Annotated in this window: 23 protein-coding genes; 16 read left to right on the top strand and 7 right to left on the bottom strand. The window is 66.9% G+C overall.

Annotated elements, in window-relative coordinates; all coding sequences use genetic code 11:
* The first annotated feature begins 33 nt into the window (after positions 1–33).
* The 6 genes from gcvT to M8A51_RS02505 all read left to right on the top strand — a co-directional run bounded on the left by gcvT (position 34) and on the right by M8A51_RS02505 (position 7942).
* Positions 34–1149, top strand: coding sequence for a glycine cleavage system aminomethyltransferase GcvT (gene gcvT / locus M8A51_RS02530; RefSeq protein WP_251776534.1), 1116 nt, complete (start codon positions 34–36; stop codon positions 1147–1149).
* An 88-nt stretch (positions 1150–1237) separates the two neighbouring features.
* A complete protein-coding gene (gene gcvH / locus M8A51_RS02525) occupies positions 1238–1615 on the top strand; it encodes a glycine cleavage system protein GcvH (RefSeq protein ID WP_251776533.1) in 378 nt (125 codons plus the stop codon).
* Positions 1616–1679: 64 nt separating this feature from the next.
* Positions 1680–4583 carry an aminomethyl-transferring glycine dehydrogenase gene (gene gcvP, locus M8A51_RS02520; protein WP_251776532.1) on the top strand — a complete coding sequence of 968 codons (2904 nt, stop codon included), beginning with the start codon at positions 1680–1682 and terminating at the stop codon, positions 4581–4583.
* A 10-nt stretch (positions 4584–4593) separates the two neighbouring features.
* Positions 4594–5661, top strand: a complete 1068-nt coding sequence (locus tag M8A51_RS02515) for a threonine aldolase family protein (protein WP_251776531.1) — start codon at positions 4594–4596, stop codon at positions 5659–5661.
* 10 nt (positions 5662–5671) lie between these two features.
* Complete coding sequence (locus M8A51_RS02510) at positions 5672–6523, top strand: alpha/beta hydrolase (RefSeq protein WP_251776530.1); 852 nt, start codon at positions 5672–5674, stop codon at positions 6521–6523.
* Between the two features lie 27 nt (positions 6524–6550).
* Positions 6551–7942, top strand: a complete 1392-nt coding sequence (locus tag M8A51_RS02505; RefSeq protein ID WP_251776529.1) for an L-serine ammonia-lyase — start codon at positions 6551–6553, stop codon at positions 7940–7942.
* A gap of 190 nt (positions 7943–8132) precedes the next feature.
* Here M8A51_RS02505 and pal read toward each other — a convergent pair whose 3' ends face one another.
* Positions 8133–8660: a peptidoglycan-associated lipoprotein Pal gene (gene pal, locus M8A51_RS02500; RefSeq protein WP_251776528.1), complete on the bottom strand. Its 528-nt coding sequence runs from the start codon at positions 8658–8660 to the stop codon at positions 8133–8135.
* Between the two features lie 208 nt (positions 8661–8868).
* Between pal and M8A51_RS02495 the strand changes: the two genes are divergently transcribed.
* From M8A51_RS02495 to M8A51_RS02465, 7 genes are all read left to right on the top strand, one after another.
* Positions 8869–9570, top strand: coding sequence for a response regulator transcription factor (locus M8A51_RS02495; RefSeq protein WP_251776527.1), 702 nt, complete (start codon positions 8869–8871; stop codon positions 9568–9570).
* Positions 9567–11024 carry a sensor histidine kinase gene (locus M8A51_RS02490; protein WP_251776526.1) on the top strand — a complete coding sequence of 486 codons (1458 nt, stop codon included), beginning with the start codon at positions 9567–9569 and terminating at the stop codon, positions 11022–11024. Before M8A51_RS02495 ends, M8A51_RS02490 begins: the two co-directional genes overlap by 4 nt.
* A 147-nt stretch (positions 11025–11171) precedes the next feature.
* Positions 11172–12434 carry an ABC transporter substrate-binding protein gene (locus M8A51_RS02485; protein ID WP_251776525.1) on the top strand — a complete coding sequence of 421 codons (1263 nt, stop codon included), beginning with the start codon at positions 11172–11174 and terminating at the stop codon, positions 12432–12434.
* Between the two features lie 144 nt (positions 12435–12578).
* Positions 12579–13463 (top strand): carbohydrate ABC transporter permease, encoded by an 885-nt coding sequence (locus M8A51_RS02480; protein WP_251776524.1) that lies wholly within the window; start codon positions 12579–12581, stop codon positions 13461–13463.
* Between the two features lie 10 nt (positions 13464–13473).
* Positions 13474–14322: a carbohydrate ABC transporter permease gene (locus M8A51_RS02475; RefSeq protein ID WP_251776523.1), complete on the top strand. Its 849-nt coding sequence runs from the start codon at positions 13474–13476 to the stop codon at positions 14320–14322.
* 17 nt (positions 14323–14339) lie between these two features.
* Complete coding sequence (locus M8A51_RS02470; RefSeq protein WP_251776522.1) at positions 14340–15416, top strand: ABC transporter ATP-binding protein; 1077 nt, start codon at positions 14340–14342, stop codon at positions 15414–15416.
* 70 nt (positions 15417–15486) lie between these two features.
* The gene (locus M8A51_RS02465) at positions 15487–16695 is read left to right on the top strand and encodes an AGE family epimerase/isomerase (protein WP_251776521.1); all 1209 of its coding nucleotides are present in this window, start codon (positions 15487–15489) and stop codon (positions 16693–16695) included.
* A gap of 22 nt (positions 16696–16717) precedes the next feature.
* Here M8A51_RS02465 and M8A51_RS02460 read toward each other — a convergent pair whose 3' ends face one another.
* From M8A51_RS02460 to M8A51_RS02440, 5 genes are all read right to left on the bottom strand, one after another.
* Positions 16718–18619, bottom strand: coding sequence for a carbohydrate-binding module family 20 domain-containing protein (locus M8A51_RS02460; RefSeq protein ID WP_251776520.1), 1902 nt, complete (start codon positions 18617–18619; stop codon positions 16718–16720).
* Positions 18620–18827: 208 nt separating this feature from the next.
* Entirely contained in the window at positions 18828–19850 is a 1023-nt protein-coding gene (locus M8A51_RS02455) for an aldo/keto reductase (RefSeq protein WP_251776519.1), read from the bottom strand.
* Positions 19851–19896: 46 nt separating this feature from the next.
* Positions 19897–21099 carry an MFS transporter gene (locus M8A51_RS02450; protein ID WP_251776518.1) on the bottom strand — a complete coding sequence of 401 codons (1203 nt, stop codon included), beginning with the start codon at positions 21097–21099 and terminating at the stop codon, positions 19897–19899.
* A gap of 11 nt (positions 21100–21110) precedes the next feature.
* A complete protein-coding gene (aroC, locus tag M8A51_RS02445) occupies positions 21111–22214 on the bottom strand; it encodes a chorismate synthase (RefSeq protein ID WP_251776517.1) in 1104 nt (367 codons plus the stop codon).
* A 216-nt stretch (positions 22215–22430) separates the two neighbouring features.
* Complete coding sequence (locus M8A51_RS02440; protein WP_251776516.1) at positions 22431–22895, bottom strand: CBS domain-containing protein; 465 nt, start codon at positions 22893–22895, stop codon at positions 22431–22433.
* A gap of 133 nt (positions 22896–23028) precedes the next feature.
* Here M8A51_RS02440 and M8A51_RS02435 point away from each other — a divergent pair, with 133 nt between their 5' ends.
* Genes M8A51_RS02435 through M8A51_RS02425 form a run of 3 tightly spaced genes read left to right on the top strand, consistent with a single transcriptional unit; the run spans position 23029 to position 25498 of the window.
* Entirely contained in the window at positions 23029–24336 is a 1308-nt protein-coding gene (locus tag M8A51_RS02435; protein WP_251776515.1) for an O-acetylhomoserine aminocarboxypropyltransferase, read from the top strand.
* The gene (locus M8A51_RS02430) at positions 24333–25169 is read left to right on the top strand and encodes an alpha/beta fold hydrolase (RefSeq protein ID WP_251776514.1); all 837 of its coding nucleotides are present in this window, start codon (positions 24333–24335) and stop codon (positions 25167–25169) included. The genes M8A51_RS02435 and M8A51_RS02430 overlap by 4 nt, the downstream gene beginning before the upstream one ends.
* A complete protein-coding gene (locus tag M8A51_RS02425; protein ID WP_251776513.1) occupies positions 25166–25498 on the top strand; it encodes an Mpo1-like protein in 333 nt (110 codons plus the stop codon). Before M8A51_RS02430 ends, M8A51_RS02425 begins: the two co-directional genes overlap by 4 nt.
* Positions 25499–25507: 9 nt before the next feature.
* Here M8A51_RS02425 and M8A51_RS02420 read toward each other — a convergent pair whose 3' ends face one another.
* A complete protein-coding gene (locus M8A51_RS02420) occupies positions 25508–26458 on the bottom strand; it encodes an NAD-dependent epimerase/dehydratase family protein (RefSeq protein WP_251776512.1) in 951 nt (316 codons plus the stop codon).
* Between the last annotated feature and the right edge of the window lie 8 nt (positions 26459–26466).

Below are 26466 nucleotides of genomic sequence, written 5' to 3'. Positions count from 1 at the left end.
GTGGTCGCACGATATGCCCTCGGGAAAAACGCCATGTCCGCCACCGACACTCTCAAGACCCCGCTCTATGCGTTGCACCTCGAACTCGGTGCCCGCATGGTGCCTTTCGCCGGCTACGAGATGCCCTTGCACTACACCGGCATCCTCGCGGAACACAAGCACTGCCGCAGCGCGGCGGCGCTGTTCGACGTCTCGCACATGGGGCAACTGCGGCTGGTCGGGCCCGATGCGGCGTTCGCGCTCGAATCGCTGGTGCCTGTCGACGTGGTCGACCTGCCGGTCGGCAAGCAGCGCTATGGCTTCTTCACCAATGCGAACGGCGGGCTGCTGGACGACCTGATGATCACGCGCCGCGACGACGACCTGTTCATCATCGTCAACGCTGCCTGCAAGGTCGCCGATCTGAGCCACCTGACCACCCACATCGGCCATCGCTGCAGCATCCAGCCGCTGCCCGAGCGTGCGCTGCTGGCGTTGCAAGGCCCGCAGGCCGTGACCGCACTGTCGCGACTCGACCCGGGCGTTGCACGATTGACCTTCATGACCGGGGGCTGCTTCGAACTGGCCGGCGCCGACTGCTTCGTGACACGATCGGGATACACGGGCGAAGACGGCTTCGAGATCTCGGTGCCTGCGGAGCAGGCCGAAGGCCTGGCGCGCGCGTTGCTGGAGCAGCCCGAAGTGAAGCCGGCGGGGCTGGGCGCACGTGACACGTTGCGGCTCGAAGCCGGGCTCTGCCTGTACGGCCACGACATCGACGCCAGCACCACGCCGGTCGAAGCCGGCCTGACCTGGGCCATCCAGAAAGTGCGCCGCGCCGGCGGCGCGCGTGCCGGTGGGTACCCCGGCGCGACCGTGATCGACACGCAGCTCTCGAACGGTGCGATGAACAAGCGCGTCGGCCTGGTTGGCCTGGAACGCGCACCGGTGCGCGAAGGCACGAAGATCGTCGACAGCCACGGCCACTCGCTGGGGCGCGTGACGAGCGGCACCACCGGCCCGACCGCGAACCAGCCCGTGGCCATGGCGTATCTGGCCGTCAACCATGCGGCCACCGGCTCCATCGTCCACGCCGTCGTGCGCGAGAAGAAGCTGCCGATGCGCGTGACACCGATGCCGTTCGTGCCGCACCGCTATCACCGCGGTTGAGTCCGTTTCCCGCCGAGGCCGGGCACACCGGCCCTTCGTCTTTTTCCGTGAACTGAACCACCCAGAACCACCTTTGCAGGAGCTGCCCATGACCGTGAAGTACACCCCCGACCACGAATGGATCGAGATCACCGGCGATGACGGGATCGCCGTCGTCGGCATCACGCATCACGCCCAGGATGCGCTTGGCGACGTCGTGTTCGTCGACCTGCCGGCAGCCGGGACGAAGTTGAAGGGCAAGGAGGTCGCCGGCGTCGTCGAATCGGTCAAGGCGGCCGCCGACCTTTACGCGCCGCTCACCGGCGAGGTGCTCGAAGTGAATGAAGAACTGCGCGCCGACCCGTCGCTCGCCAACAGCGACCCGCTCGGCAAGGGCTGGTTCTTCAAGATGCAGGTCACCGACCTGGCCGAGTTCGACGCGCTGCTGGACCAGGCTGCCTACGACGAACTCATCAAGAACAGCTGACCCTCCTTTTGTCTTCCGCAGTGCACCGGCACTGCGGACTTCCCCGTCCGTCCGAAAGAAGTTCATGTTGATGTCCGCCCACGCCCCCTTGAGCGAACTCGAGGCCCACGACGATTTCGTCGAACGCCACATCGGCATTGCGCCCGCCGACGAGGCGCACATGCTGTCGGTGATCGGTGCCGCCTCGCGCGCTGCGCTGATCGACGCGATCGTGCCGCGCTCGATCCGCCGCGCTACGGCGATGAACCTGCCGGCGCCGGCCTCGGAGGCCGAGGCGCTGCGCGAACTGAGGGCGCTGGCGGGGCGCAACCGCGTGATGAAAAGCTTCATCGGCCAGGGCTACCACGGCACGCACACGCCGACGGTCATCCTGCGCAACGTGCTCGAGAATCCGGCCTGGTACACGGCCTACACCCCCTACCAGGCGGAGATCTCGCAGGGCCGCATGGAAGCGCTCGTGAACTTCCAGACCATGGTATGCGACCTGACCGGCATGGCGATCGCGAACGCGTCGATGCTGGACGAGGCCACCGCCGCCGCCGAGGCGATGACGCTGGCGGCACGCGCGACGAAGTCGAAGTCGAACGTCTTCTTTGTTGCCGACGACGTGCTGCCGCAGACGCTGGAAGTGATCCGCACCCGGGCGCATCCGCTCGGCATCGAAGTGCGCGTGTGCAGCGGCGACGAGGCACTGAACACCGACAGCTTTGCCGTGCTGCTGCAGTATCCCGGCGTGGACGGCGCGGTGCGCGACTATCGCGACTGGATCGCGAAGTACCGCATGCGCGGCGGCCTGGTGCTGATGGCGGCCGACCTGCTGGCGCTCACGCTGCTGACGCCGCCGGCCGAGCTGGGCGCCGACATCGCGTTCGGCACCACGCAGCGCTTCGGCATGCCGATGGGAAACGGCGGCCCGCACGCCGCCTACCTCGCCTGCAAGGACGAGTTCAAGCGCTCGCTGCCCGGCCGGCTGGTCGGAGTGAGCGTCGACGCGCACGGCAACACGGCCTACCGGCTGGCGCTGCAGACGCGCGAGCAGCACATCCGGCGCGAGAAGGCGACCTCCAACATCTGCACGGCGCAGGTGCTGCCCGCCGTCGTTGCCAGCATGTACGCGGTGTACCACGGTCCGCAGGGGTTGAAGCGGATCGCACAGCGCATCGCGAGCTACACCGCCGTGCTGGCGCAGGGGCTGCGCGGCCTCGGGTGGACGCTGCGTCATGACACGGCCTTCGACACCGTCACGGTGCTGACGGGCGGCAAGACGGACCCGGTGCTGGTCGACGCGATCGGCCGCGGCATGAACTTGCGCCGCGCAGCACCGGACGCCGTGGGCATCACGCTCGACGAGACCACCACGCGCGACGACGTGCTGGCGTTGTGGCAGGTGTTCGCCGAGGTCACCGCACAGGGCCAGGCACTGCCGTTGTTCGAGTCCTTCGAGAAAGGCGTCACGCCGCTGCTGCCCGAAAGCCTGCACCGCACCGGCGACTACCTGACGCACCCGGTGTTCAACACACACCACTCAGAGACCGAAATGCTGCGCTACTTGCGCATGCTGTCCGACAAGGACCTCGCGCTCGACCGCACGATGATCCCGCTCGGTTCGTGCACGATGAAGCTCAACGCGACGAGCGAGATGATCCCGATCACCTGGCCCGAGTTCGCCCACGTACACCCGTTCGCGCCGCGTGATCAATTGGCCGGTTACGAGCTGCTCGACCAGCAACTTCAGCAATGGCTGTGCCAGGCGACCGGCTATGCCGGCATCTCGCTGCAGCCGAATGCCGGCTCGCAGGGAGAGTATGCCGGCCTGCTGGTCATCAAGGCGTATCACGAGGCGCGCGGCGAAGGCCATCGCAACATCTGCCTGATCCCCGAATCGGCTCACGGCACCAACCCGGCCAGCGCCCAGATGGTCGGTCTGCAGGTGGTGGTGACCCGCTGTGACCGCGACGGCAACGTAGACCTGGACGACCTGCGCGTGAAATGCGAGCAGCACAGCGCAAACTTGGCCGCGGTGATGATCACCTACCCGTCCACGCACGGCGTGTTCGAGACCCACGTGAAGGAGTTGTGCGCGCTGGTGCACCGGCACGGCGGCCGGGTCTACGTCGACGGCGCCAACATGAACGCGCTGGTCGGCGTGGCGGCGCCGGGTGAATTCGGCGGCGACGTGTCGCACCTCAATCTGCACAAGACCTTCTGCATCCCGCACGGCGGCGGCGGCCCCGGTGTCGGCCCGGTGTGCGTGGTCGACGACCTGGTGCCCTACCTGCCTGCCCACCGCACCGCTGGCATCGGTTCCGCGACGCAGGTCGGCGCGGTCAGTGCTGCGCCGCTGGGCAATGCGGCGGTGCTGCCGATCTCCTGGATGTATGTGCGCATGATGGGCGCCGACGGGCTGCGCGCGGCGACCGAAACCGCGATCCTCAACGCCAATTACATCGCGGCGCGCCTGCAAGCGCACTACCCCATCCTGTACGCCGGCGGGGCCGATCTGAAGGGTGGCGGTGTCGCGCACGAATGCATTCTCGACCTGCGACCGCTGAAGGACGCGACCGGCGTGACGGCCGAAGACGTGGCCAAGCGCCTGATCGACTACGGCTTCCATGCACCGACGCTCAGCTTCCCGGTGCCCGGCACGCTGATGGTGGAGCCGACCGAAAGCGAATCCCTGGCCGAGCTGGACCGCTACTGCGACGCGATGATCGCGATCCGCGAGGAGATCCGCCACGTCGAGCAAGGGCGATGGCCGCAGGACGACAACCCGCTGAAGCATGCACCGCACACGGCCGAAGTCTTGCTGAAGACCGAATGGTCGCACGCGTATACGCGCGAGCAAGCAGCCTACCCCGTGGCCAGCCTGCGCCGCCAGAAGTACTGGACCCCGGTGGGCCGAGTGGACAACGTCTATGGCGACCGCAACCTGTTCTGCAGCTGCGTGCCGGTGGCCGACTACCAGTGAGCGCTGCGCGATGACACGCCCCGTCGACACGCTGCGTCAGCAGTTCGCGAGCGACAACTACGCCGGCATCTGCCCCGAGGCGCTGCACTGGTTCCTGGAGGCCAACCACAGCGGGCACCAGCCGGGCTATGGCGACGACATCTGGACGCAGCGCTCGACGGACATGATCCGCGAGCTGTTCCAGACCGAATGCGACGTCTACTTCGTCTTCAACGGCACCGCGGCCAACTCGCTCGCGCTGGCGTCGATGTGCCAGAGCTACCACTCGGTGATCTGCACGCCCTTTGCGCACATCGAGACCGACGAGTGCGGTGGCCCGGAGTTCTTCTCGAACGGCTCCAAGCTGCTGGTCGCCGAAAGCGAGAGCCCGGCGGCACGGCTCGGCAAGCTGACGCCCGACGCCGTCGAAGCGCTGGTGACCAAGCGCAGCGACCTTCACTACCCGAAGCCGAAGGTGGTGAGCCTGACACAGGCGACCGAACTGGGCACGGTCTACACCGTCGAGGAAGTGCGCGCGATCGCCGCGATCGCGAAACGCCGGCACCTGAAGGTGCACATGGACGGGGCCCGTTTCGCCAATGCCGTGGCCGCACTCGGCTGCCATCCGAGCGACGTCACCTGGCGTGCCGGCGTCGACGTGCTGTGCTTTGGCGGCACCAAGAACGGCCTGCCGGTCGGTGAGGCGGTCGTTTTCTTCGACCGCGCGCTGTCGGAAGACTTCGCCTACCGCGTGAAACAGGCCGGGCAGCTGGCCTCGAAGATGCGGTTCATCTCTGCGCCCTGGGTGGGGCTCTTGGAGAACGACGTCTGGCTGCGCAACGCGCGCCATGCGAATGCGATGGCGCAGCGCCTGCACGAAGCGGTCGGCCGGGTTCCCGGCGTGAAGGTACTGCACCCGCCGCAGGTGAACTCGGTGTTCGCGCAGTTGCCGCAGCCTGCGATCGACGCGATGTACGCGAAAGGCTGGAAGTTCTACCAGTTCATTGCGGGCGGCGGCTGCCGCCTGATGTGCGCCTGGGACACCAGCGCCGAAGCCGTCGACGCCTTTGTCGCCGATCTCGCGACAGCGGTCGGTTGACGAGGTCGCTATGGCCGATCTGCCGGACCGTCGCCGACGCCTCGTCACCGCGGCACTTGCGGGCAGCGCGGTCTGGCTCGCAGGCTGCGCCGAGCGCTTTTTCTTCTATCCGGATCAACGCATCTACGCGACCCCCGGCACTTACGGGCTGGCAGCGGAAGACGTCGAGATCGCCGGCCCGGAAGGCGAACGACTGCATGCCTGGTGGTTGCCGGCACCAGGCGCGGCACGCGGTACCGTGCTGCACGCGCACGGCAACGCGGCCAACGTCAGCAACCACCTGCCGCTGATCGCGTGGCTGCCCGAGGCGGGCTTCAACGTGCTGAGCTTCGACTACCGCGGCTATGGCCGCTCGACCGGTCGCCCTAGCCTGGAGGGTGTCGTCGACGACACGCTGGCCGCGCTGCGGCATCTGCGCGGTCGGCACGGCATCGACCCGCGTCGCCTGGCGGTACTGGGCCAGAGCCTGGGCGGCGCGACGGCGCTGAGGGCGGTAGCGCGCAGCCCCGACGGGGTGCGCCTGCTGATCGTCGATTCAGCCTTCAGCAGCTACCAGGGCATTGCCGAGGAAGCTGCCGCCGCATCGGCCCCCCTGCGTTGGCTGGCGCCCCTGCTGCTGCCCACGCTGCCGGGCCCGTCGGACGACCCGCTGGCCGCCGTGGCTCGCCTGTCAATGCCGGTGCTGGTGATGCATGGCACCGCCGACGAGGTCATCGGGCACCACCACGGCGTGGCCCTTCACGCGGCGGCACGCGAACCCAAGCAGTGGCTGCCCGTTCCCGGCGGCCACCACATCGACGGACTCACGCGCGCCGATGTGCGCGATCGCGTGCTGCGGGCACTGCACGACGCGCTGGCCTGACACCGCCGAACTCACCCAAGGATTCCCATGGCAGTCTCTGTGTTCGACCTCTTCAAGATCGGCATCGGCCCTTCCAGCTCGCATACCGTCGGCCCGATGCGCGCGGCACGCCTGTTCGCGGCCCGGCTGCAACACGAAAACAAGCTCGCCGATGTGAGCCGGGTGCTGTGCGAGCTGTACGGCTCGCTCGGCGCGACCGGCAAGGGCCACGGCAGCGACAAGGCGGTGCTGCTGGGGCTCGAAGGCCACGAGCCCGATACCGTGGACGTCGAGGCGGTGCCTTCGATGCTCGAGGCCATCCGTGGCAGCGGCGTGCTGCGGTTGCTCGGCAGCCACCAGATCGCGTTCGACGAAGCAAAGGACCTGGTCTTCCTGCGCCGCCAGTCACTGCCGTTCCACGCCAACGGCATGCGCTTCGTGGCGTTCGACACTCAGGGTGCGGAGTGCGACGCACGGGTCTACTACTCGGTCGGTGGTGGCTTCGTGGTGAGCGACGAGGTGGCGGCCGACGGCACCAGGCACAAGGCGATCGCGCCCGACACCACGGTGCTTCCCCTGCCGTTCCACACCGGGGCCGAACTGCTGGCGATCGCCCAGCGCGAGCGTTGTTCGATCGCCGAGATCATGCGCCGCAACGAGCGACACTGGCGCAGCGACGACGAAATCGTCTCGGGGCTGCTGGCGATCTGGCGTGTCATGCAGGACTGCGTGAGCCGGGGCTGCCGCAACGAAGGCCTGCTGCCCGGCGGCTTCAAGGTGCGCCGCCGGGCTGCCGCGCTGTACCGGCAACTGACCGCCAACCCGGAGGCTGCGCTGAAGGACCCGCTGCAGGTGCTGGACTGGGTCAACCTGTATGCACTGGCCGTCAACGAGGAGAACGCGGCAGGTGGTCGGGTCGTGACGGCGCCGACGAACGGCGCCGCGGGCATCATCCCCGCCGTACTGCACTACTACACGCGCTTCGTGCCGGGTGCGAGCGATGCAGGCGTTGCCGACTTCCTGCTGACGGCCGGGGCGATCGGCATCCTCTACAAGGAGAACGCGTCGATCTCCGGGGCCGAGGTGGGCTGCCAGGGCGAGGTGGGCGTGGCCTGCTCCATGGCTGCCGGCGCGCTGTGCGCGGTGCTCGGCGGCACGCCCGAGCAGGTCGAGAACGCCGCCGAAATCGGCATGGAGCACCACCTGGGGCTGACTTGCGATCCGGTCGGAGGGCTGGTGCAGATCCCGTGCATCGAGCGCAACGCGATCGCGTCCGTGAAGGCGGTGAACGCGGCCCGGATGGCGCTGCGCGGCGACGGCAGCCATCACGTGTCGCTCGACAAGGTGATCAAGACGATGCGCGAGACCGGCGCGGACATGATGAGCAAGTACAAGGAGACCGCGCGCGGCGGCCTGGCCGTCAACATCGTCGAGTGCTGAAAGCTCCTCCCCCTACGCGCTTCGCGCGCCCCCTCAAGGGAGCGGCACCAGCGGACCGGCTGAGCCGGATCCGCGGCGCCACTCGGTCAGCCGCTGATTCGTGCAACGCCAGGCAGCGGCCGAGTCCGGTGGAGGGATGCAACGCAAAAGGCCGGCAAGCCGGCCTTTTTCTCTGGGTCGACGCTGAGGTTCAGCGCAGCTTGAACTCGGCGCGGCGGTTCTTCCCCCACGACTCCTCGTCCTGGCCCAATGCGACGGGGCGCTCCTCGCCGTAGCTGATGGCTTCGACCTGGTCTTCCTTGACGCCGAGCAGCGCCAGGGACTTGCGCACGCTTTCGGCGCGACGCTGACCGAGGGCGAGGTTGTACTCGTGGCCGCCGCGCTCGTCGGCATGGCCTTCGATCGTCAGCTTGCTCTGGCCCTGGCGCAGCAGCTTCGCGTAGCCGTTGATCGTGCCGTTGTACTCGGGCTTCACGAGCGAGCTGTCGAAATCGAAGTAGATGACCGGCGCGAGCCCTTGCTCGGCAGCGGCCACGCTGCCCGCATTGGACGACCCCGCGTTGACGGTCGCAACCTGGGACTGCGCTCCGGGCTGGCTGCCGCCGGCAGCACCCGCAGCACCACCGGCTGCCGGCTCGCTGACATTGGTGGACGCGCAACCGGCCAGCCACACAGCGGCCGCGAAGGTTGCAGCAAGAGGAGAAAGACGGAATTTCACTATGGCACCCCTGTCTGGTGAGTAGAGACCCCGCCTCGTGTGCAACTTGTTGTCGAGTGCGGGTCACATGCGAACGCAAACGCGCGGCGCGCAGCCTAACACGGCCTGCGGCAAGTTTATGCAACATAACGATGCACTTCGACCGGGTGTCGCCCTATGAGGGCCTCCCCGGAGGGGAAAACCATAAAGGAAACATTAAAGTTGCGGCATGCGCATCCTGCTTGCCGAAGACGACGCCATCCTGGCCGATGCATTGACCGCCAACCTGCAACACGCCGGCTTCGAGGTCGAGACCGCGGAGAACGGCCCCGTGGCAGAGTACCTGCTCACCAAGCAGCATTTCGATATTGCGATCCTCGACATCGGGTTGCCGATGCTGGACGGCCTGAGCGTGCTCAAGCGCACCCGTGCCAGCAAGCCTGCCCAGCCCATCCTGCTGCTGACCGCGCTGTGCGATCTCGAGCATCGTGTCGAAGGCTTGAACGCCGGCGCGGACGACTACCTCACCAAGCCGTTCGACTTTCCGGAGCTGGAAGCCAGGCTGCGCGCGTTGATGCGCCGTGCGAAACCGGCCTCGGGCCCGGTACAGCAGGTGGCAGGCCTGAGCTTCGACCGCGAAGCGCGCCGCGCCACCATCGACAACGAGGCGGTCGATTTCTCCCCGCGCGAGTGGTCGCTGCTCGACCTGCTGCTGACCCAGCGCGACAAGGTCGTCACGAAGGACCAGATCGCGCAGATGTGGGCCGGTGACGGCACGCGGGCCGAGGCCAGCCGCGGCAGCGGCGATGCCGCGCCCGGCTCGATCGAGGTCTACATCCACCGCCTGCGCCGCAAGCTGGAGCCGTCCGGCATCTCGATCCGCACGGTGCGCGGGCTCGGCTACCTGCTTGAACTGGAACCGGGCGCGTGACACTGCGCCGCTGGCAGAAGCTGCAGACTCGCCTGGGCCTGGCCCCCGGTCAGCGCTCGTTGCGCCGGCACCTGATGCTGTGGTTGCTGATCCCCCAGCTGGTGCTTTGGCTGGCCGCCGCTTATGTCACCTACCACCTCGCAGCGCGTTATGCGAACCGCGCCATCGACCGCAGCCTGTACCAGTCGTCGCGGGCACTTGCACAGCAGGTCAAGCCGATCGGCAACGGCCTGTTCATCGACTTTCCGAAGGCTGCGCAGTCCGTGCTCGAGACGGACCCCGACGACCGCGTCTACTACATGGTGAGCACACCGCCGGGCCAGTTCATTCTGGGCAACGACAAGCTGCCACCGCCGCCAGCCATTCCCAACCTCGAACTCGACCGCCCGTACTTCTACGACGGCATGGTCAACGACGTGCCGGTACGGGTCGCAGCGCTCTACCTGGCTTACGGCGAGGACGAAGCGCCGCAACGCATGCTGGTGCAACTGGCCAAGAGCCGCACCACGCGCGAAGAACTGGCGCAGCAAATCCTGATCGATACCGCGCTGCCGCTGTCGGGCCTGATCGTGCTGATGTCCTTCATCGTCTGGGCAGGCATCCGCACCGGCCTCGCGCCGCTGACACGATTGCGTGACCTGGTCGAGGACCGGGCACCCAACGACCTGGCGCCGATCGAGCTCGAGTCGGCGCCCAGCGAGGTGCGCGCACTTGCGAAAGCGCTGAATGCACTGCTGGCCGAGGTCCACGAGAGCGTCAGCACGCAACGTCGTTTCATCAGCAATGCCGCGCACCAGTTGCGCACGCCGCTGGCGGGCTTGAAGTCGCAGGCCGAACTGGCCCTGTCCGAGGCCACCGACCCCGCGCTGAAGGCGCGGCTGCAGCGTGTGCAGGAGAGCGCGGCGCGTGCTGCGCACTTGGTCACCCAGCTGCTGACGCTGGCGCGTGCCGAACCCGAATCGGCTGCCGTGCAGGCCCGCACCCGCTTCGACATACGCAAGCTGGTGCGCGACCTGACCGCCGAGCAGGTGCCGCGGGCGCTGCACGTCGGCGTTGACCTCGGCTACGACGACAGCCAGCCCGAGAGCCTGGAAATCCTGGGCAACGGCCTGCTGATCCGCGAAGCGCTGCTGAATCTGATCGACAACGCGGTGCGCTACGCCGGCCGTGGCGCTGCCGTCACCGTGCGGACCCGGCGCGACGACCGCCACGCCGTCGTCGAGATCGAAGACGACGGTCCGGGACTGCCGGCCGACCCGCACATCCACGAGCGGGTGTTCGAGCGCTTCGTGCGCGCCACCCACGAGGGCAGCGGCTGCGGGCTCGGCCTGGCGATCGTCAAGGAGATCGTCGAGCGCCACGCCGGCACGGTGCATCTGTCGCCGGTCCGGCCCCACGGCCTGCGTGCGACGGTGCGGCTGCCGCTGGTCGCCGGTACGGCAGTTGCCCCCTGAGGTCGCCGCGCCATCGCGGCAGCCTAGGGTAATCCGGGTTAATACTGCATTGTCGAAACATTAACGCAGTCTTAACATTGCGCGACCGGTTTGATCGAATGCCGATCCAACCCGGCATCCATCACATCCAATACGAGGAGCAAACTGATGTCGACATCCCATACCCTCCGCCGCTTGGGGCGCGCCCTGGCAGCCTGCGGCCTGCTGGCTGCCAGCGCCGCGAACGCAGGTGAAGTGGAAGTGCTGCACTGGTGGACGTCCGGCGGCGAGGCCAAGGCCGCCACCGCACTCAAGGGCCAGATGCTGAAGCTTGGCCATACCTGGCGCGACTTCGCCGTCGCCGGCGGCGGCGGCGACTCCGCGATGACGGTGCTGAAGTCGCGCGTGGTGTCTGGCAACGCGCCGGCTGCCGCGCAGATCAAAGGCCCCTCGATCCAGGAATGGGCCCAGGAAGGCGTGCTCGCGAACATCGACGACGTGGCCAAGGCCAACAACTGGGACAGCCTGCTGCCCAAGTCGATCGCCGACGGCCTGAAGTACAAGGGCAGCTATGTTGCAGCCCCTGTCAACGTGCACCGTGTGAACTGGCTGTGGGCCAATCCGGCGGTGTTCCAGAAGGCCGGTGTGAAGGTGCCCACCACGTGGGACGAGTTCTTTACCGCTGCTGAAGCGCTGAAGAAGGCCGGTGTGATTCCGGTCGCGCACGGGGGCCAGAACTGGCAGGACTTCACGACCTTCGAAGCCGTCGCGCTCGGCGTCGGCGGCACCGATTTCTACAAGAAGGCGCTGATCCAGCTCGATCAGGGAGCGCTGAAGAGCCCCACGATGGAAAAGGTGCTGACGACCTTCAAGCGCGTGAAGGACTACACCGACAAGAACGCCCCGGGCCGCGACTGGAATCTGGCAACCGCGATGGTCATCAACGGGCAGGCCGGCATGCAGATCATGGGCGACTGGGCCAAGGGCGAGTTCCTGGCCGCAGGCAAGACGCCGGGCAAGGACTTCGTCTGCGCGCCGGCGCCCGGCACGGGCAAGGCCTACACCTACAACGTCGACAGCTTCGCGATGTTCAAGATCAAGAACGAGCAGAACGTGAAGGCCCAGAAGGACCTGGCGGGTGCGATCATGTCGCCCGAGTTCCAGGAAGTGTTCAACCTCAACAAGGGGTCGATCCCGGTGCGGCTGAACATGGACTTGGCGAAGTTCGACGACTGCGCGAAGCAGTCGTCCGCCGATTTCGTCGCCAGCTCGAAGGCCGGCTCGCTGGTGCCATCGATCGCCCACGGAATGGCGGTGCCGTCGTCTGCCGAGGGCGCGATCAAGGATGCGGTGTCGCAGTTCTGGAACACCGACCGGATGACCCCGAAGGAAGCCATGGAGCGCATCGCCTCGGCGGCGCGCATCAAGTAAGCGCGGCGTCTCGCTGCATCGGCCAGGGGTGCTCACGCCCCTGGCACTCGACCCGGTGGCACTGAAGCGCCCCAAGCGCTAAGGTGCTTCCACGCCACCGCAGCCGCCCAACGATGCGGCGTTTCCTCGCTACCCGGAAAGACCATGTCCTCGCCTCCCGCCATCAGGCCGCCCCAGCCCTGGCTGCCCAAGCTCGTGCTTGCTCCGTCGTTCCTGCTGTCGTTCCTGTTCATCTACGGGTTGATCGCCTGGAACGGCTACCTTTCGGTGTCCGCCTCGCGCCTGCTGCCCAACTACGAATTCATCGGGCTCCAGCAGTACACGACGCTGTTCGAGAGCGAGCGCTGGTGGGTCGCGCTGCGAAATCTTGGGCTTTTCGGCGTGCTGTTCATCGGTGTCGGCATGGCGTTGGGGCTGTTCCTCGCCATCCTGCTGGATCAGAAGATCCGCGCCGAGGGCCTGCTGCGCACCATCTACCTCTACCCGATGGCGCTGTCATTCATCGTCACCGGCACGGCCTGGAAGTGGATCCTGAACCCCGGCCTGGGCATCGAACACCTGGTGCGCCAGTGGGGCTTCGAGGACTTCACTTTCGACTGGTTGGTCAACAGCGACATGGCGATCTACACCATCGTCATCGCCGGCGTCTGGCAATCGGCGGGTTTCGTGATGGCGTTGTTCCTCGCAGGCCTGCGCGGCATCGACGACTCGATCATCAAGGCCGCCCAGGTCGACGGCGCCTCGCTGCCGCGCATCTACCTGCGCATCATCATCCCGAGCCTGCGGCCGGTATTCTTCAGCACCCTGCTGGTGCTTGCGCATATCGCGATCAAGAGCTTCGATCTCGTCATCGCGCTGACCAACGGCGGGCCCGGCTACTCCACCGACGTGCCGGCGACCTTCATGTACGCCATGGCGTTCTCGCGCGGACAGATCGGCCTCGGTGCAGCGTCGGCGACGATCATGCTGGCGACCATCGCCGCCATCGTCGTGCCCTATCTCTACTCCGAACTCCGCACGAAACGCTGACGAGCACGCCATGCAGAACTTCCATCGTTTCGTGATCTGGTCACTGTTGCTGGGGTTTGCGGCGATCTTCCTTGCGCCGCTGTACGTGATGGTCGTGACCTCCTTGAAGGACATGGACCAGATTCGGGCCGGCGGCCTTCTCGAGCTGCCCGACAACCCGACGCTCGCGTCGTGGGCCACGGCCTGGTCGAGCGCCTGCACCGGCACCGACTGCGGCGGCCTGAGGCCCTTCTTCCTGAATTCGACCCTGATGGTGATTCCGGCGGTGCTGATCTCCACCGCGCTCGGCGCCGTCAACGGCTACATCCTCAGCAAGTGGCGTTTTCGCGGCAGCGAGCTGATGTTCGGCCTGATGCTGTTCGGCGTGTTCATGCCCATGCAGGTGGTGCTGTTGCCGATGTCGCAGGTGCTGGGCTGGCTGGGTATCTCCGACTCGGTGTGGGGGCTGGTGCTGGTTCATGTGCTGGCGGGCATCTCGTCGACGACGCTGTTCTTCCGCAACTACTACGTCGGCCTGCCTGACGAACTGCTGAAGGCGGCGATGCTCGATGGCGCAGGCTTCTGGCGCATCTTCTGGCGCATCGTGCTGCCGCTGTCGACGCCCATCCTGGTCGTCACGCTGATCTGGCAGTTCACCAACATCTGGAACGACTTTCTCTACGGGGTGGTGTTCTCGGGTGCCGAGTCGAAGCCGGTCACGGTCGGCCTCAACAACCTGGCGAACACCTCGAGCGTGGTCAAGGAATACAACGTCGACATGGCCGCCGCGATGATCGCCGCCCTGCCCACGCTCGCGATCTACATCATCGCCGGCAAGTACTTCGTGCGCGGGCTGACGGCCGGCGCAGTCAAAGGCTAATCCCGAGAAGCAAGAACATGGGTGCACTCTCCATACGCAACATCCGCAAGGCCTATCACCAGATCGAGATCCTCAAGGGCATCGATCTCGAGGTCGAGGCCGGCGAATTCCTGATCCTGGTCGGCCCCTCGGGCTGCGGCAAGTCCACACTGCTGTCGATGATCGCCGGGCTGGACTTCCCGACCTCCGGCGCTATCCAGATCGGCGACAAGGACGTCACGCACGCGCTGCCCAAGGACCGCGACATCGCGATGGTGTTCCAGAGCTATGCGCTGTACCCCAACATGAACGTCGCTCAGAACATCTCGTTCGGGTTGGAGATGCGCAAGGTGCCCAAGGCCCAGCGCGAGGCTGCGGTGCAACGCGTCGCGAAGATGCTGCAGATCGAGCACCTGCTCGACCGCAAGCCCGGCCAGTTGTCCGGCGGCCAGCGCCAGCGCGTTGCGATGGGCCGGGCACTGGCACGCGAGCCCAAGCTGTTCCTGTTCGACGAACCGCTGTCCAACCTCGATGCCAAGCTGCGCGTCGAGATGCGTGCCGAGATCAAGCTGCTGCATCAGCGCACGCACATCACCACGGTTTATGTCACGCACGATCAGGTGGAGGCCATGACCCTGGGTGACCGCATCGCAGTGATGCGCGACGGCGTGGTGCAGCAGTTCGGCACCCCCGACGACATCTACAGCCGGCCGGCCACGCGCTTCGTGGCCGAGTTCATCGGCTCGCCGGCGATGAACATGATCGAAGCCAACCTGAGCACGAACAACGGCCTCGCCGCAAAGGGCATCGAACTCGAGTTGACCGATGAACAACGTGACGCGCTGAAGGCGCGCGGCGCGACCGCTGCTTCGGCGCTGGTCTACGGCCTGCGGCCCGAGGCGTTGAGCTTTGCCGACACCGGGCTGCCCGGTCAACTGACGATGATCGAGCCTACAGGGCCCGAAACCTACGCCATGGTTGAAACGGCACTCGGCATGGTGACTGCACGCGTTCCCGGCAAGGTGACCCAGCGCGTGGGCGACCGGGTGCATCTGGGCTGGGCAGCGCGCGACGCCCACTTGTTCGACCGACATACGGAACAGCGCGTGGGCTGATACCCTAGCGGTCAGCCGAACCCTGCTGCCGGGCCAAGAGCCCGGCTTCTGCGCTTGCGCCCGTCCGCCGATGCAAAACCTGCCCCGTTTCAAGTCGCCCGCGTTCCTGAAGGAACACATTTTCCACACGATGGCGTTCTATCACCCGCGCTGCATCGACAAACGCGGCGGCTTCTTCCACTACTTCAAGGACGACGGCACCCCGTTCGACACCGAACGCCGCCACCTCGTCAACAGCACGCGCTTCATCTACAACTACGCGATGGCGCACTTGCACTTCCGTGCGCCGACCTATCTCGACGCCGTGAAGCACGGGCTGGCCTTCCTGCAAGAAGCGCATCGGGACCCGACAACCGGACACTACGCCTGGATGCTCCGTTGCATGAATGGCGACGGGACCCGGCGCATCGAAGTGCAGGACAACCGGCAGTTCGCCTACGGCCTGGCCTTCGTGATGCTGGCCTGCGCCCATGCACTGAAGGTCGGTGTGAGCGAGGCGCACGTCTGCCTCGAGGACGCCTGGGAACAGCTCGAGGCGCGTTTCTGGGATGCCCGGCACGGCTTGTATGCCGATGAGGCCGACGCCAGCGGGCGCTGGCTGCCGTACCGCGGGCAAAACGCCAACATGCACGTGTTCGAGGCCCTGCTGGCCGCGGCCGAAGCGACCGGCGACAAGCGCTACCTGGACCGTGCCGAAGCGCTCGCACACCGCGTTGCGGTCCAACTGGCAGACCGTACCGGCGGCATGATCTGGGAGCGCTACCACGAGGACTGGACGCCGGACTGGGACGACCACCGCCAGGACCCGGGCGACATCTTCCACCCCTGGGGCTACAGCTTCGGGCATCAGGCCGAGTGGGCCAAGCTGTTGCTGATGCTCGACCGGCAGCGGCCGCTTCCGTGGCTGCTGCCGCGTGCACAGGCCTTGTTCGATGCGTCGGTACCACGGGCCTGGGACGAGTCGTGCCAGGGGCTCGTCAACCGCATGGCACCCGATGGCAGCATCTGCGACGACGACAAGAGCTTCTGGGTGCAATCGGAATCGATGGCGGCCGCCGCGCTGCTCGGTCAGCGCACCGGGCTGGAGCACTACTGGCGCTGGTACAACCGGTTGTGGTCGTACTGCTGGGACTACCTGATCGACCACGAGCACGGTGCCTGGTACCACACCCTCACACGCGACAACCGCAAGCTCAGCAACGAGAAGAGCGAATCGGGCCAGCTCGACTACCACACACTGGGCACGGTTTACGAAGCGCTCAAGGCCTTGTCGTCCTGAGCGCCCGCGTGCTGGCGCTACGTCACTGCCATGCGTCGTTGACGGCGGTCGCGGCGCCCGGTGCCGGCGTGGTCACGATGCGGTTGCTGCCGCTCTCCCATACCACGTTGCCGGCCCCGTCCCTCTTGATGTACTTGTACTGGAGCGACGTGTTGGCAGGCAGCTGAACGGTCGCGCGCCAGTGGCCGGTGCTGCCGCTGCCCGAGAGCCACGTCATCGCTGCCGCGGACGTCGGCGTCCAGTTGCCGAGAGCCGCGACGTTGCCGACGACAAAAACGTTCTGGCCCCACACGGTGCTGGCCGTCACGTTGAAGCTGATGCTGGCGTACCCGCCCGGCTGCTGGTCGCCGATGCGCGCACCGACGTGGACCGCCGCGGCGCCATTCGCCGGCGCCGACATCATCGCGTAGCCGCCTGCGTCGACGGTCACGATGCTGCCGGTGCAGGTGCCGTTGTTGAAATCGCCCGAGATGACGTCGCAGTACTGCCCAGCCGGCAGGCTGGTCTTGAAGCTGCGGGTCAACGCGTTGCCTTCCTTGTTGATGACGACAAAGCCCTTGTCGCCTCGGCCGAAGGCGATCTGGTTGTTGCCGTTGCTCCACCAGTCGCTGACGAACCAGTTGTCCACCGTCGCGTTGCGAAAGGCCACCATATTGCCGATCCCGCGCCAGCGGTGTTCACAGACCCAGCCGCCCACCGAGGGGTCGAAGCAGGCGGGGCTGGACGGGTTGCCGTCCCAGGGGCCTTTGGTCGCCCCGTCGCTGTAGTGGGGCGGGCCGTAGCTGGTGTCGTAGCTGCTGCTGCGATTGAAGCCGTAGCTCGACATCAGCGCCGGGTAGCCATACGGCCACGCCAGCATGAAGATGTTCGCCAGGTCGTAGGTGCTGCCATGGTGATAAGTGACGTAGCCACCCCCACCACCATGGCCGCGCTGCTTGTCGTGGTTGTCGACGAAGGCCACCGCCTTGCTGCTGGGCATCAGGTTCCAGCTCGGCCCGAAGCTCTGCAGGTCGGCCAGCTTGCCGCCGCCAGCGAACTTGCCGTACAGCTCCTTGCCATAGGAGAACTCGGTGACGGTGACCTGACTGTTGCCCAGCGCGAAGTACTGGCTCGGCTGTACCGCCTCGCCCGCGGCGCCGATCACTTCCAGAAACCAGAACGGCTTGTTGGCACCCGTGCGCGAGTTGACGTTGTCGATGATGGCGCCGAGGTCGCCCGGGCTGATGTGCTTGGCCGCGTCGACGCGGAAGCCCTTGACGCCCATGCTCGCCAGATCGACCAGGTAGTCGGCGATCTTGGCGCGCACATAGCTGCTGCCGGTGTTCAGGTCCTGCAGGCCCGAGAGCTCGCAGTTCTGCACGTTGTTCGCATCGCCATAGTTGGTGATGCTGCAGACAGGCTGATGAAAGTCCTGCGAGCCGTACAGGCCGGGATAGTTGTGGTGGCTCCAGCTGCGCCCGGCGCTCGAGGTGCCCCCGTTGCCGCCGGACATGTGGTTGATCACCGCGTCCACGTAGATGCCGACGCCTGCCGCGTTGCAGCGGTTGACCATGTCCTGGAACTCGGCACGGGTGCCGCTGCGACTGCGATCGAGGTGGTAGCTGACCGGCTGGTAGCGCATCCACCAGGGGTACGGCGCACCGTCGCCGCTGGTGACCCAGTGGTGTTCGTTGGGCGGCGAAACCTGCACGGCCGCGAAGCCCTTGGGGCCGAGGTAGGTTTCGCATTCCTTGGCGACGTCGGTCCACTTCCATTCAAAGAGGTGGACGAAGGCGGTACGAGCTGTCGTTTGCGCTTGGGCGGCGCCTGGGGCCCAGGATCCCGCCAGCGTGGCGCTTGTGGCGAGCACCAGAGCGAACTGACGGCAAAACGACGGGAAAGGTCGGATCAGCCCCTGCCTGGGGGCGTTTGAAGAACGCTGCATGTCTGTCTCCTGCAATGGCTTCTGGCAGGACGGAGTGGTCTCTCCGTCTCAGCGGTTGGGGAACCGGCATGTAGCTTAAGTACAGCCCCAGCGAAATGCACGCAGAAGTGCGGCAGCCCGATGAATGTTGTGTAAGTAGTGTCTCCGGGCGCCGTTGGAAGCGCGCGCCGCACACGGCGGCACGCCGTAGTTTCAGCGGCGACAGCCCTTACTGATGCCCGAGCACCGGATGAGGCTCGTACGGCGCCTCCAGTTGCCGGGCCTCGTCGTCCGTCAGCTCGAGTTCGACGGCGCGCACGGCGTCTTCCAACTGGCCAGGCTTGCTGGCGCCGACGATGGGTGCGGTCACCCCCTTCTTCAACAACCATGCATAGGCCAGCGTCGCAGCGCCCACCTCGCGCCGCTCTGCGAGTTCACCCAGTACACGCGTGACCTGGAAGTCACTGTCGCGGTAATAGTAGCTTTGGGCGATGTCGTCGGTCTGCGCTCGCGACGTGGCACCGGCCTGCTTGTCGCCCTTGCCGCGGTTGCCGGCAAGGAAGCCGCGCGCCAGCGGGCTCCACGGGATCAGCGCCACGCCGAGGTCGCGGCACAGCGGGATCATTTCGCGTTCTTCCTCGCGGTAGGCGAGGTTGTAATGATTCTGCATGCTGGCGAAGCGCGTCCAGCCCCGCTCGCGGGCCGTCTGCTGCGCCTTTGCAAACTGCCAGGCCCACATCGAGCTGGCACCGATGTAGCGGGCCTTGCCGGCCTTCACCACGTCGTGCAAGGCCTCCATGGTCTCTTCGATAGGCGTGAGCGGGTCCCAGCGGTGGATCTGGTACAGATCGATGTAGTCGGTGCCCAGTCGCCTGAGGCTTTCGTCGACAGCTTGGAAGATCCGCTTGCGGCTCAGGCCCTCCATGTTGGGGCGCGACCGGTAGCCCGCGGAGCCGGGCCCGCCGGCATAGTCCATGTCGACCGGGAAGTACACCTTGGTCGCGATCACGACCTCGTCGCGCCGGCAAAACTCGCGCACGAAGCGGCCGGTCAGTACCTCGCTCTCGCCGGCCGAGTACATGTCGGCGGTGTCGAAGAAATTGACCCCCAGTTCGACAGCCCGTTGCACCAGCGGGCGGCCGGCGGCCTCGTCAAGCACCCAGGGCCGCCATTTCGGCGTGCCGTAGGTCATCATGCCCAGGCAGATGCGCGAGACCCGCAGGCCGGTGCGGCCCAGCGTAACGTATTGCATGCGATTTCTCCCGTTCGTCGTGACAACGAGAGCCGATTCTGCGCGTCTAAGCCTGATCGTGCAGAACGGTGGTCGAAGCCGCGCGCCAAGCAGCCAATGCAGCCAGCAGTGCCACGGCGCCGGCCGCCCAGAACACCGCGGCAAATCCCGCCGCGTCGCTCAGTGCCCCACCGGCGACGCCGCCCAGCACGCCCGGGATGCCGTAGCCGATGACCGTGTAGAGCGCTTGCCCGCGCCCGCGCAAGCGGCCCGGGAAATGCTGGTTGATCAGGGCGATGCACACGGTGTGGTGGGCCGCGAACGTCACCGCATGCGTCGCCTGGGCCACCACGAGCACCGAGAGGCTGGCGCCGAAGGCCGCTGTCGCGCCGAAACGCAACGCGGCCACCACTCCCGTCAGTGCAAGCCAGGTGGTCAACGGCCAGTGCCCCAGCCAGCGGCCCTGCCACAGGAACCAGGCGATCTCGGCCATCACCGAGACCGCCCACAACGCGCCGACGACCCGCTTGCTGTAGCCCAGTGCGTCGAGATGCAGCGAGAAGAACGCGTACAGGCTGATGTGCCCCAGGATCATGAAGAACGCCGACACGAAAAACCAGCGTACCTCCGGGCGGGCAAGCACCGGCCGCAGCGACGGCACCGCTTCGCGCCCATACACGGCAGGCCGCTCGGCCGGCAGGCGAGCGCAAGCGATCACGAGTGCGAGCAGGATCAGCGCCGCACCGGGGGCGAACCAGCGCAGGCCCTGCGCTTCGAACCAGAAACCGAACACGACCACGGTGACGATGAAGCCGATCGAGCCCCAGACGCGGATGCGCCCGTAGCGCGCCACATCCAGGCCGCGGTCGCTGCTCACGTGCTGCGCCATTGCGGCCTCGGCCATCGGCATCATGGCGCTGGTGTTGAGGAACATCAGGAACAGCACCGCACCGACGTAGCCGACGCTCGGGACGACGCGGTACGGTGTCAGCAGCAGGCCGAGCGCGAACAGGCACGCCAGGGCCGAAGAGAGGCGCAGCAGCCTGGCACGTTGCCCGGTGTGGTCGCAGATCCAGCCCCAGCCGTACGGGGCGACGACGCGTGTGATGCTCTGTACGGCCACCAGCGCACCGATCGCGAACGTGCCGAAGCCCAACTCCTTCAGCCACAGCGGCAGATAGGGATTGAAGTAGCCGACGAAGGCGAAGTAGGTGGCCGACAGCGCGGCGAAGCGCCACAGCTCGCGCGGCGCCGCTGCGGCCTCGGCCATGAAGCGGGCGCTCAGCGGGGCAGGTGGCCAGGAATGCGGGGCGTATCGACGTGCACGTCGCCGCACTGCGCGCGATGGCGCAGCGCGTGGTCCATCAGCACCAGTGCCAGCATCGCCTCTGCGATGGGCGTTGCGCGGATGCCGACACACGGGTCGTGGCGGCCGAAGGTCTCGACCGTCGCCGGGTGGCCGGCCAGGTCGATCGAGGCGCGCGGGCTGCGGATCGAGCTGGTCGGCTTGATCGCGATCGACACCGCGATGTCCTGCCCGGTGCTGATGCCGCCGAGCACGCCGCCGGCGTTGTTGCCGCGAAAGCCCTGCGGCGTCAGCTCGTCGCCATGTTCAGTGCCCTTCTGGGCCACACAGGCGAAACCGGCACCAATCTCGACACCCTTGACCGCGTTGATGCCCATCATCGCGTAGGCGATGTCAGCGTCGAGCTTGTCGAACAGCGGCTCCCCCAGCCCCACCGGAACGCCGGTGGCCTCGACGCGGATGCGCGCGCCGACCGAATCGCCCGCCTTGCGCAAGGCGTCCATGTAATCCTCGAGCCGGGTGATCACGCTCGCGTTGGGCGCGAAGAACGGGTTGTTGGGTACGTGCTCCCACGACTCGAACGGGATCTCGATGTCGCCCAGTTGGGTCATGCCACCCCGAAAGGTGGTGCCGTACTGCTGCTTCAGCCATTTCTTGGCAATGGCCCCCGCACCGACCATCGGTGCCGTCAACCGCGCCGACGAACGGCCTCCGCCCCGCGGGTCGCGAATGCCGTACTTGTGCCAGTAGGTGTAGTCGGCATGGCCCGGGCGAAAGGTCTGCGCGATGTTGCCGTAGTCCTTGCTGCGCTGATCGGTGTTGCGGATCAGCAGGCAGATCGGCGTGCCGGTGGTCTTGCCCTCGTAGACGCCCGACAGGACCTCGACCGCATCAGGCTCGTTGCGCTGCGTGACGTGACGCGAAGTACCGGGGCGGCGGCGGTCGAGATCCGGCTGGATGTCGGCTTCCGACAACGCCATTCCCGGCGGGCAGCCGTCGATCACGCAGCCGATCGCGGGTCCGTGGGACTCGCCGAAGTTGGTGACGCGAAACAGGGTGCCGAAGGTGCTGCCGGACATGGACTGGACGAGTGTAGGACCACTCTGTCTCGCCATCGCACGAGGCCTGAGCGGCCGTTGAGGAAGCACCGATTCTAAGCGCCGGCCCGGCGGGCCTGCCAGCCAGCGCCGGCAGGCTGAACCTGCCCGAAGCCGAGGGCACGACGACGGCGCCGGCGCCGGGCCGCCAGTGACGCGCCTCGACGGGAGCGCTGCAGCGGTTCGGGGTCAGATGGTTCAGAGCGTCTGGACGGGTTCGCCGCCATCGGCGCCGGGCCAGTCCCGGATGTAGGCCTTGAGCATGCGGTTCTCGAAGTCCTGGCTGTCGACCACCGCCTTGGCGACATCGTAGAACGAAATGACGCCCATCAGCGTGCGCTGGTTCATCACCGGCATGTAGCGCGCGTGACGGCCGAGCATCATGCGGCGGACCTCGTCGATCTCGGTCTCCAGCGTGCAGGTCAGGGGTGCGTTGTCCATCACGGTGCGCACGATGGTCTGGCCGACGCTGCCGCCGTTGCCCACCACCGCCTGGATCACCTCGCGGAAGGTCAGCATGCCGACCAGATCGCCGTGCTCCATCACGACCAGCGAGCCGATATCGTGCTCGGCCATCGCCTTCAGGGCTTCGGCCAGGGGCTGGTCGGGTGAAACGGTGAAAAGCGTCCCGCCCTTGACGCGAAGGATGTCGCTGACTTTCATGATCTGTCTCCTGTTCCGGCCCGCCCCTCGGCGGCCGATCGGTGAACCAATATAGCCCACAATGAACGGCATGTGACCGAGCGGTAACCGCTGGTGCCAAACACCCGCGCGTTGCGCCAAACTGGAGACTTTCATGCCCGGATACGCCGACCCCGGCTTCGACACGCTGGCCCTGCACGCCGGCAGCCCGCCCGACCCTGCCACCGGTGCCCGTGCGGTGCCGATCTATCTCAGCACCTCGTTCGTGTTCGACGACAGCGACCATGCCGCGGCGCTGTTCAACATGGAACGCTCGGGACACGTCTACTCGCGCATTTCCAACCCGACCACGGCCGTGCTGGAAGAGCGCATCGCCGCGCTCGAAGGCGGCGCCGGTGCCATTGCCACCGCCAGCGGCCAGGCCGCGCTGCACCTCGCGATCGTCACGCTGATGGGGGCCGGCTCACACATCGTCGCCAGCAGCGCCCTCTACGGCGGCTCGCACAACCTGCTGCACTACACGCTGGCGCGCTTCGGCATCGAGACCACGTTCGTGAAGCCGGGCGACATCGACGGCTGGCGCGGCGCGGTACGGCCGAACACCCGGCTGTTCTTCGGCGAGACTCTCGGCAACCCGGGGCTGGACGTGCTCGATATCCCCACCGTCAGCACGCTCGCGCACGAGCTCGGGATCCCGCTGCTGGTCGACTCCACCTTCACGACGCCCTACCTGATGCGACCGTTCGACCACGGCGCAGACCTCGTTTACCACTCGGCCACCAAGTTCCTGTCCGGCCATGGCACGGTGATCGGCGGCGTGCTGGTCGACAGCGGCAGCTTCGACTGGGAAGCTTCCGGGCGCTTTGCGGAACTGACGCAAGCCTATGCCGGCTTCCACAACATGGTGTTCACCGAGGAGAGCACCATCGGCGCCTTCCTGCTGCGTGCACGCCGCGAAGGCCTGCGCGACTTCGGTGCCTGCATGAGCCCGCATACGGCCTGGCTGATCCTGCAGGGCGTCGAGACCCTGTCCATGCGCATGGAGCGCCACATCGGCAACACCCGCAAGGTGGTCGACTATCTGAGTCGGCACCCGCTGGTCGAGCGCATCGGCTACCCCGAACTGCCCGGGCATCCCAGCCACGCCTTGGCGCAACGCCTGCTGCCGCGCGGCTGCGGCTCGGTGTTCAGCTTCGACATGAAGGGCAGCCGATCGCAGGGGCGCCGATTCATCGAGACCTTGAAAGTGTTCTCGCACCTCGCCAACGTCGGCGACTGCCGTTCGCTGGTCATCCACCCGGCCTCGACGACGCACTTCCGCATGGACGACGCGGCACTCGCGCAGGCCGGCATTGCGCAAGGGACGATCCGCCTGTCGATCGGGCTCGAGGACGCCGACGACCTGATCGACGACCTGGGCCGCGCGCTGAAAGTGGCCGAGAAATCGGGAGGCGGCGCATGAAGTTGACCGTACAAGGCCGCGAGGCGTATGCCTATACCGGCGGCAGGCCGTTCGACGCCGCCCAACCGTGCCTCGTGCTGATCCACGGCGCGCTGCACGACCACAGCGCGTGGGCATTGCAAAGCCGCTACCTGGCCCATCACGGCTGGTCGGTGCTGGCCGTCGACCTGCCCGGGCACGGACGCAGCGACGGGCCCGCGCTGGCGGACGTCGAAGCGCTCGGCGCCTGGACGGTCGACTTGCTCGCAGCCGCCGGCGTGCAGCGCGCGGCCTTCGCCGGCCACAGCATGGGCTCGCTGATCGCGCTCGAGGCTGCCGCGACGCTCGGCGAGCGCGCCACGCATCTGATGCTGCTCGCCACCGCCTACCCGATGAAGGTGTCGGCCGCATTGCTCGACACCGCCCGAGACACGCCGCAAAAGGCCATCGAGATGGTCAACACGTTCTCTCACTCGACGATCGCCGCCAAACCATCGGCGCCCGGCCCCGGCGCCTGGCTGCATGGCGCCAATCGGGCCCTGATGCGGCGCCTGCAGGCGGGCTACGCGGCCCGGCACGAGGGCGCCAATCTGTTCCTCCACGACTTCACGGTGTGCGACCGCTATGCCGGCGCCGCACGTGCCGCCGAGCGGGTGTGCTGCCCGGTGCAGCTCCTGCTGGGCGACAAGGATCAAATGACTTCGCCCAAGGCGACCGCCGAGCTGGTGCGGCTGCTGAAAGCAGAGGTATGCCGCTTGAAGGCCGGGCACAACCTGATGGCGGAAGCGCCCGATGGCGTGTTGAATGCGATGAAGGCGTTCCTGTCGTCACCGCCCAAGGAGGCTGCTGCATGAACACGTCCACGCTTGCTCCCACCGACCCCAAGGCTTGCAAGAGCTTCGCGGAGTTCTATCCGTTCTACCTCGCCGAGCACAGCAACCGCACCTGCCGGCGGCTGCATTTCATCGGCTCGACACTTGCACTGAGCTGCCTCGCGCTGTCGATCGCAACCGCTCAGCCGTACTGGCTGCTGGTCGGCTTGCTGTGCGGATACGGCTTCGCATGGGTCGGGCACTTCGGCTTCGAGAAAAACAAGCCGGCCTCTTTCAAGCGTCCGCTCTACAGCTTCATGGGCGACTGGGTCATGTACAAGGACCTGTGGACCGGCAAGATTGCCTTCTGAGCCCAGACATCAGGCCGCCAGCCGGTGCACCGGGATGTGCGCAAGCATGTCCTCCACCAGCGCGCCGAGGCCGAAACGCGGCCGCCAGCCCCAGTCGGTGCGCGCCGCACTGTCGTCGATCGAGCGCGGCCATGTGCGCGCGATGGCGTCACGAAAGTCGGGCGCGTAGCTGACTGAAAAGCCCGGCATGCGGCGTTCGATTTCCATCGCGATCTCGTCAGGCGTGAAACTGACGCCCGCCAGGTTGTAGGACCCACGCTCGCGGATGCGCTCAGCGGGCGCTTCCATCAGCTCGATCGTGGCCCGCAGCGCATCGGGCATGTACATCATCGGCAGCCGCGTGTCGGCCGAGAGAAAGCACTCGTAGCAGCCCCGCTTGCGCGCCGCATGGAAGATCTCCACCGCATAGTCGGTGGTGCCGCCACCCGGTGGGGTCTTCCAGCTGATCAGACCCGGGTAGCGCACGCTGCGCACGTCCAGGCCGTGCTTCGCGTGGTACCAGGCGCACCAGCGTTCACCGGCCAGCTTGGAGATGCCGTATACGGTGCCCGGGTCCATCACCGCATGCTGTGGCGCCGGTTCGGCCGGTGTGCCGGGACCGAAGGCCGCGATCGAACTGGGCCAGAAGACGCGCTGCAGGCGGTGTTCACGTGCCACCTCCAGCACGTTCAGCAGGCCGCGCATGTTCAGGTCCCAGGCCCACACCGGGTGCTGCTCGCCGCGCGCCGACAGCGCCGCAGCCAAGTGGTAGACCTGCGTGATGCAATGGCGCGCGACCACGCTGGCGAGCGCCTGCGCATCGAGCACGTCCAAGGACTCGTAGCAGACCTGTCCGGTGCGCGCTGCCGGCCCGATGTCCGAAGCCACCACCGCGTCGTTGCCGTAGCGGGCGATCAGGGCCTCGGTCAGCTCGCTGCCGATCTGGCCGTTGGCGCCAATGACGAGGATCCTGGTGTTCATCGCCGTCA

The sequence above is a fragment of the Caldimonas mangrovi genome (assembly GCF_023721835.1).
Classification (GTDB): domain Bacteria; phylum Pseudomonadota; class Gammaproteobacteria; order Burkholderiales; family Burkholderiaceae_C; genus Caldimonas; species Caldimonas mangrovi.
Note: the sequence above shows the minus strand (reverse complement) of the source record. Positions and strands in the feature narration are given on the sequence as shown.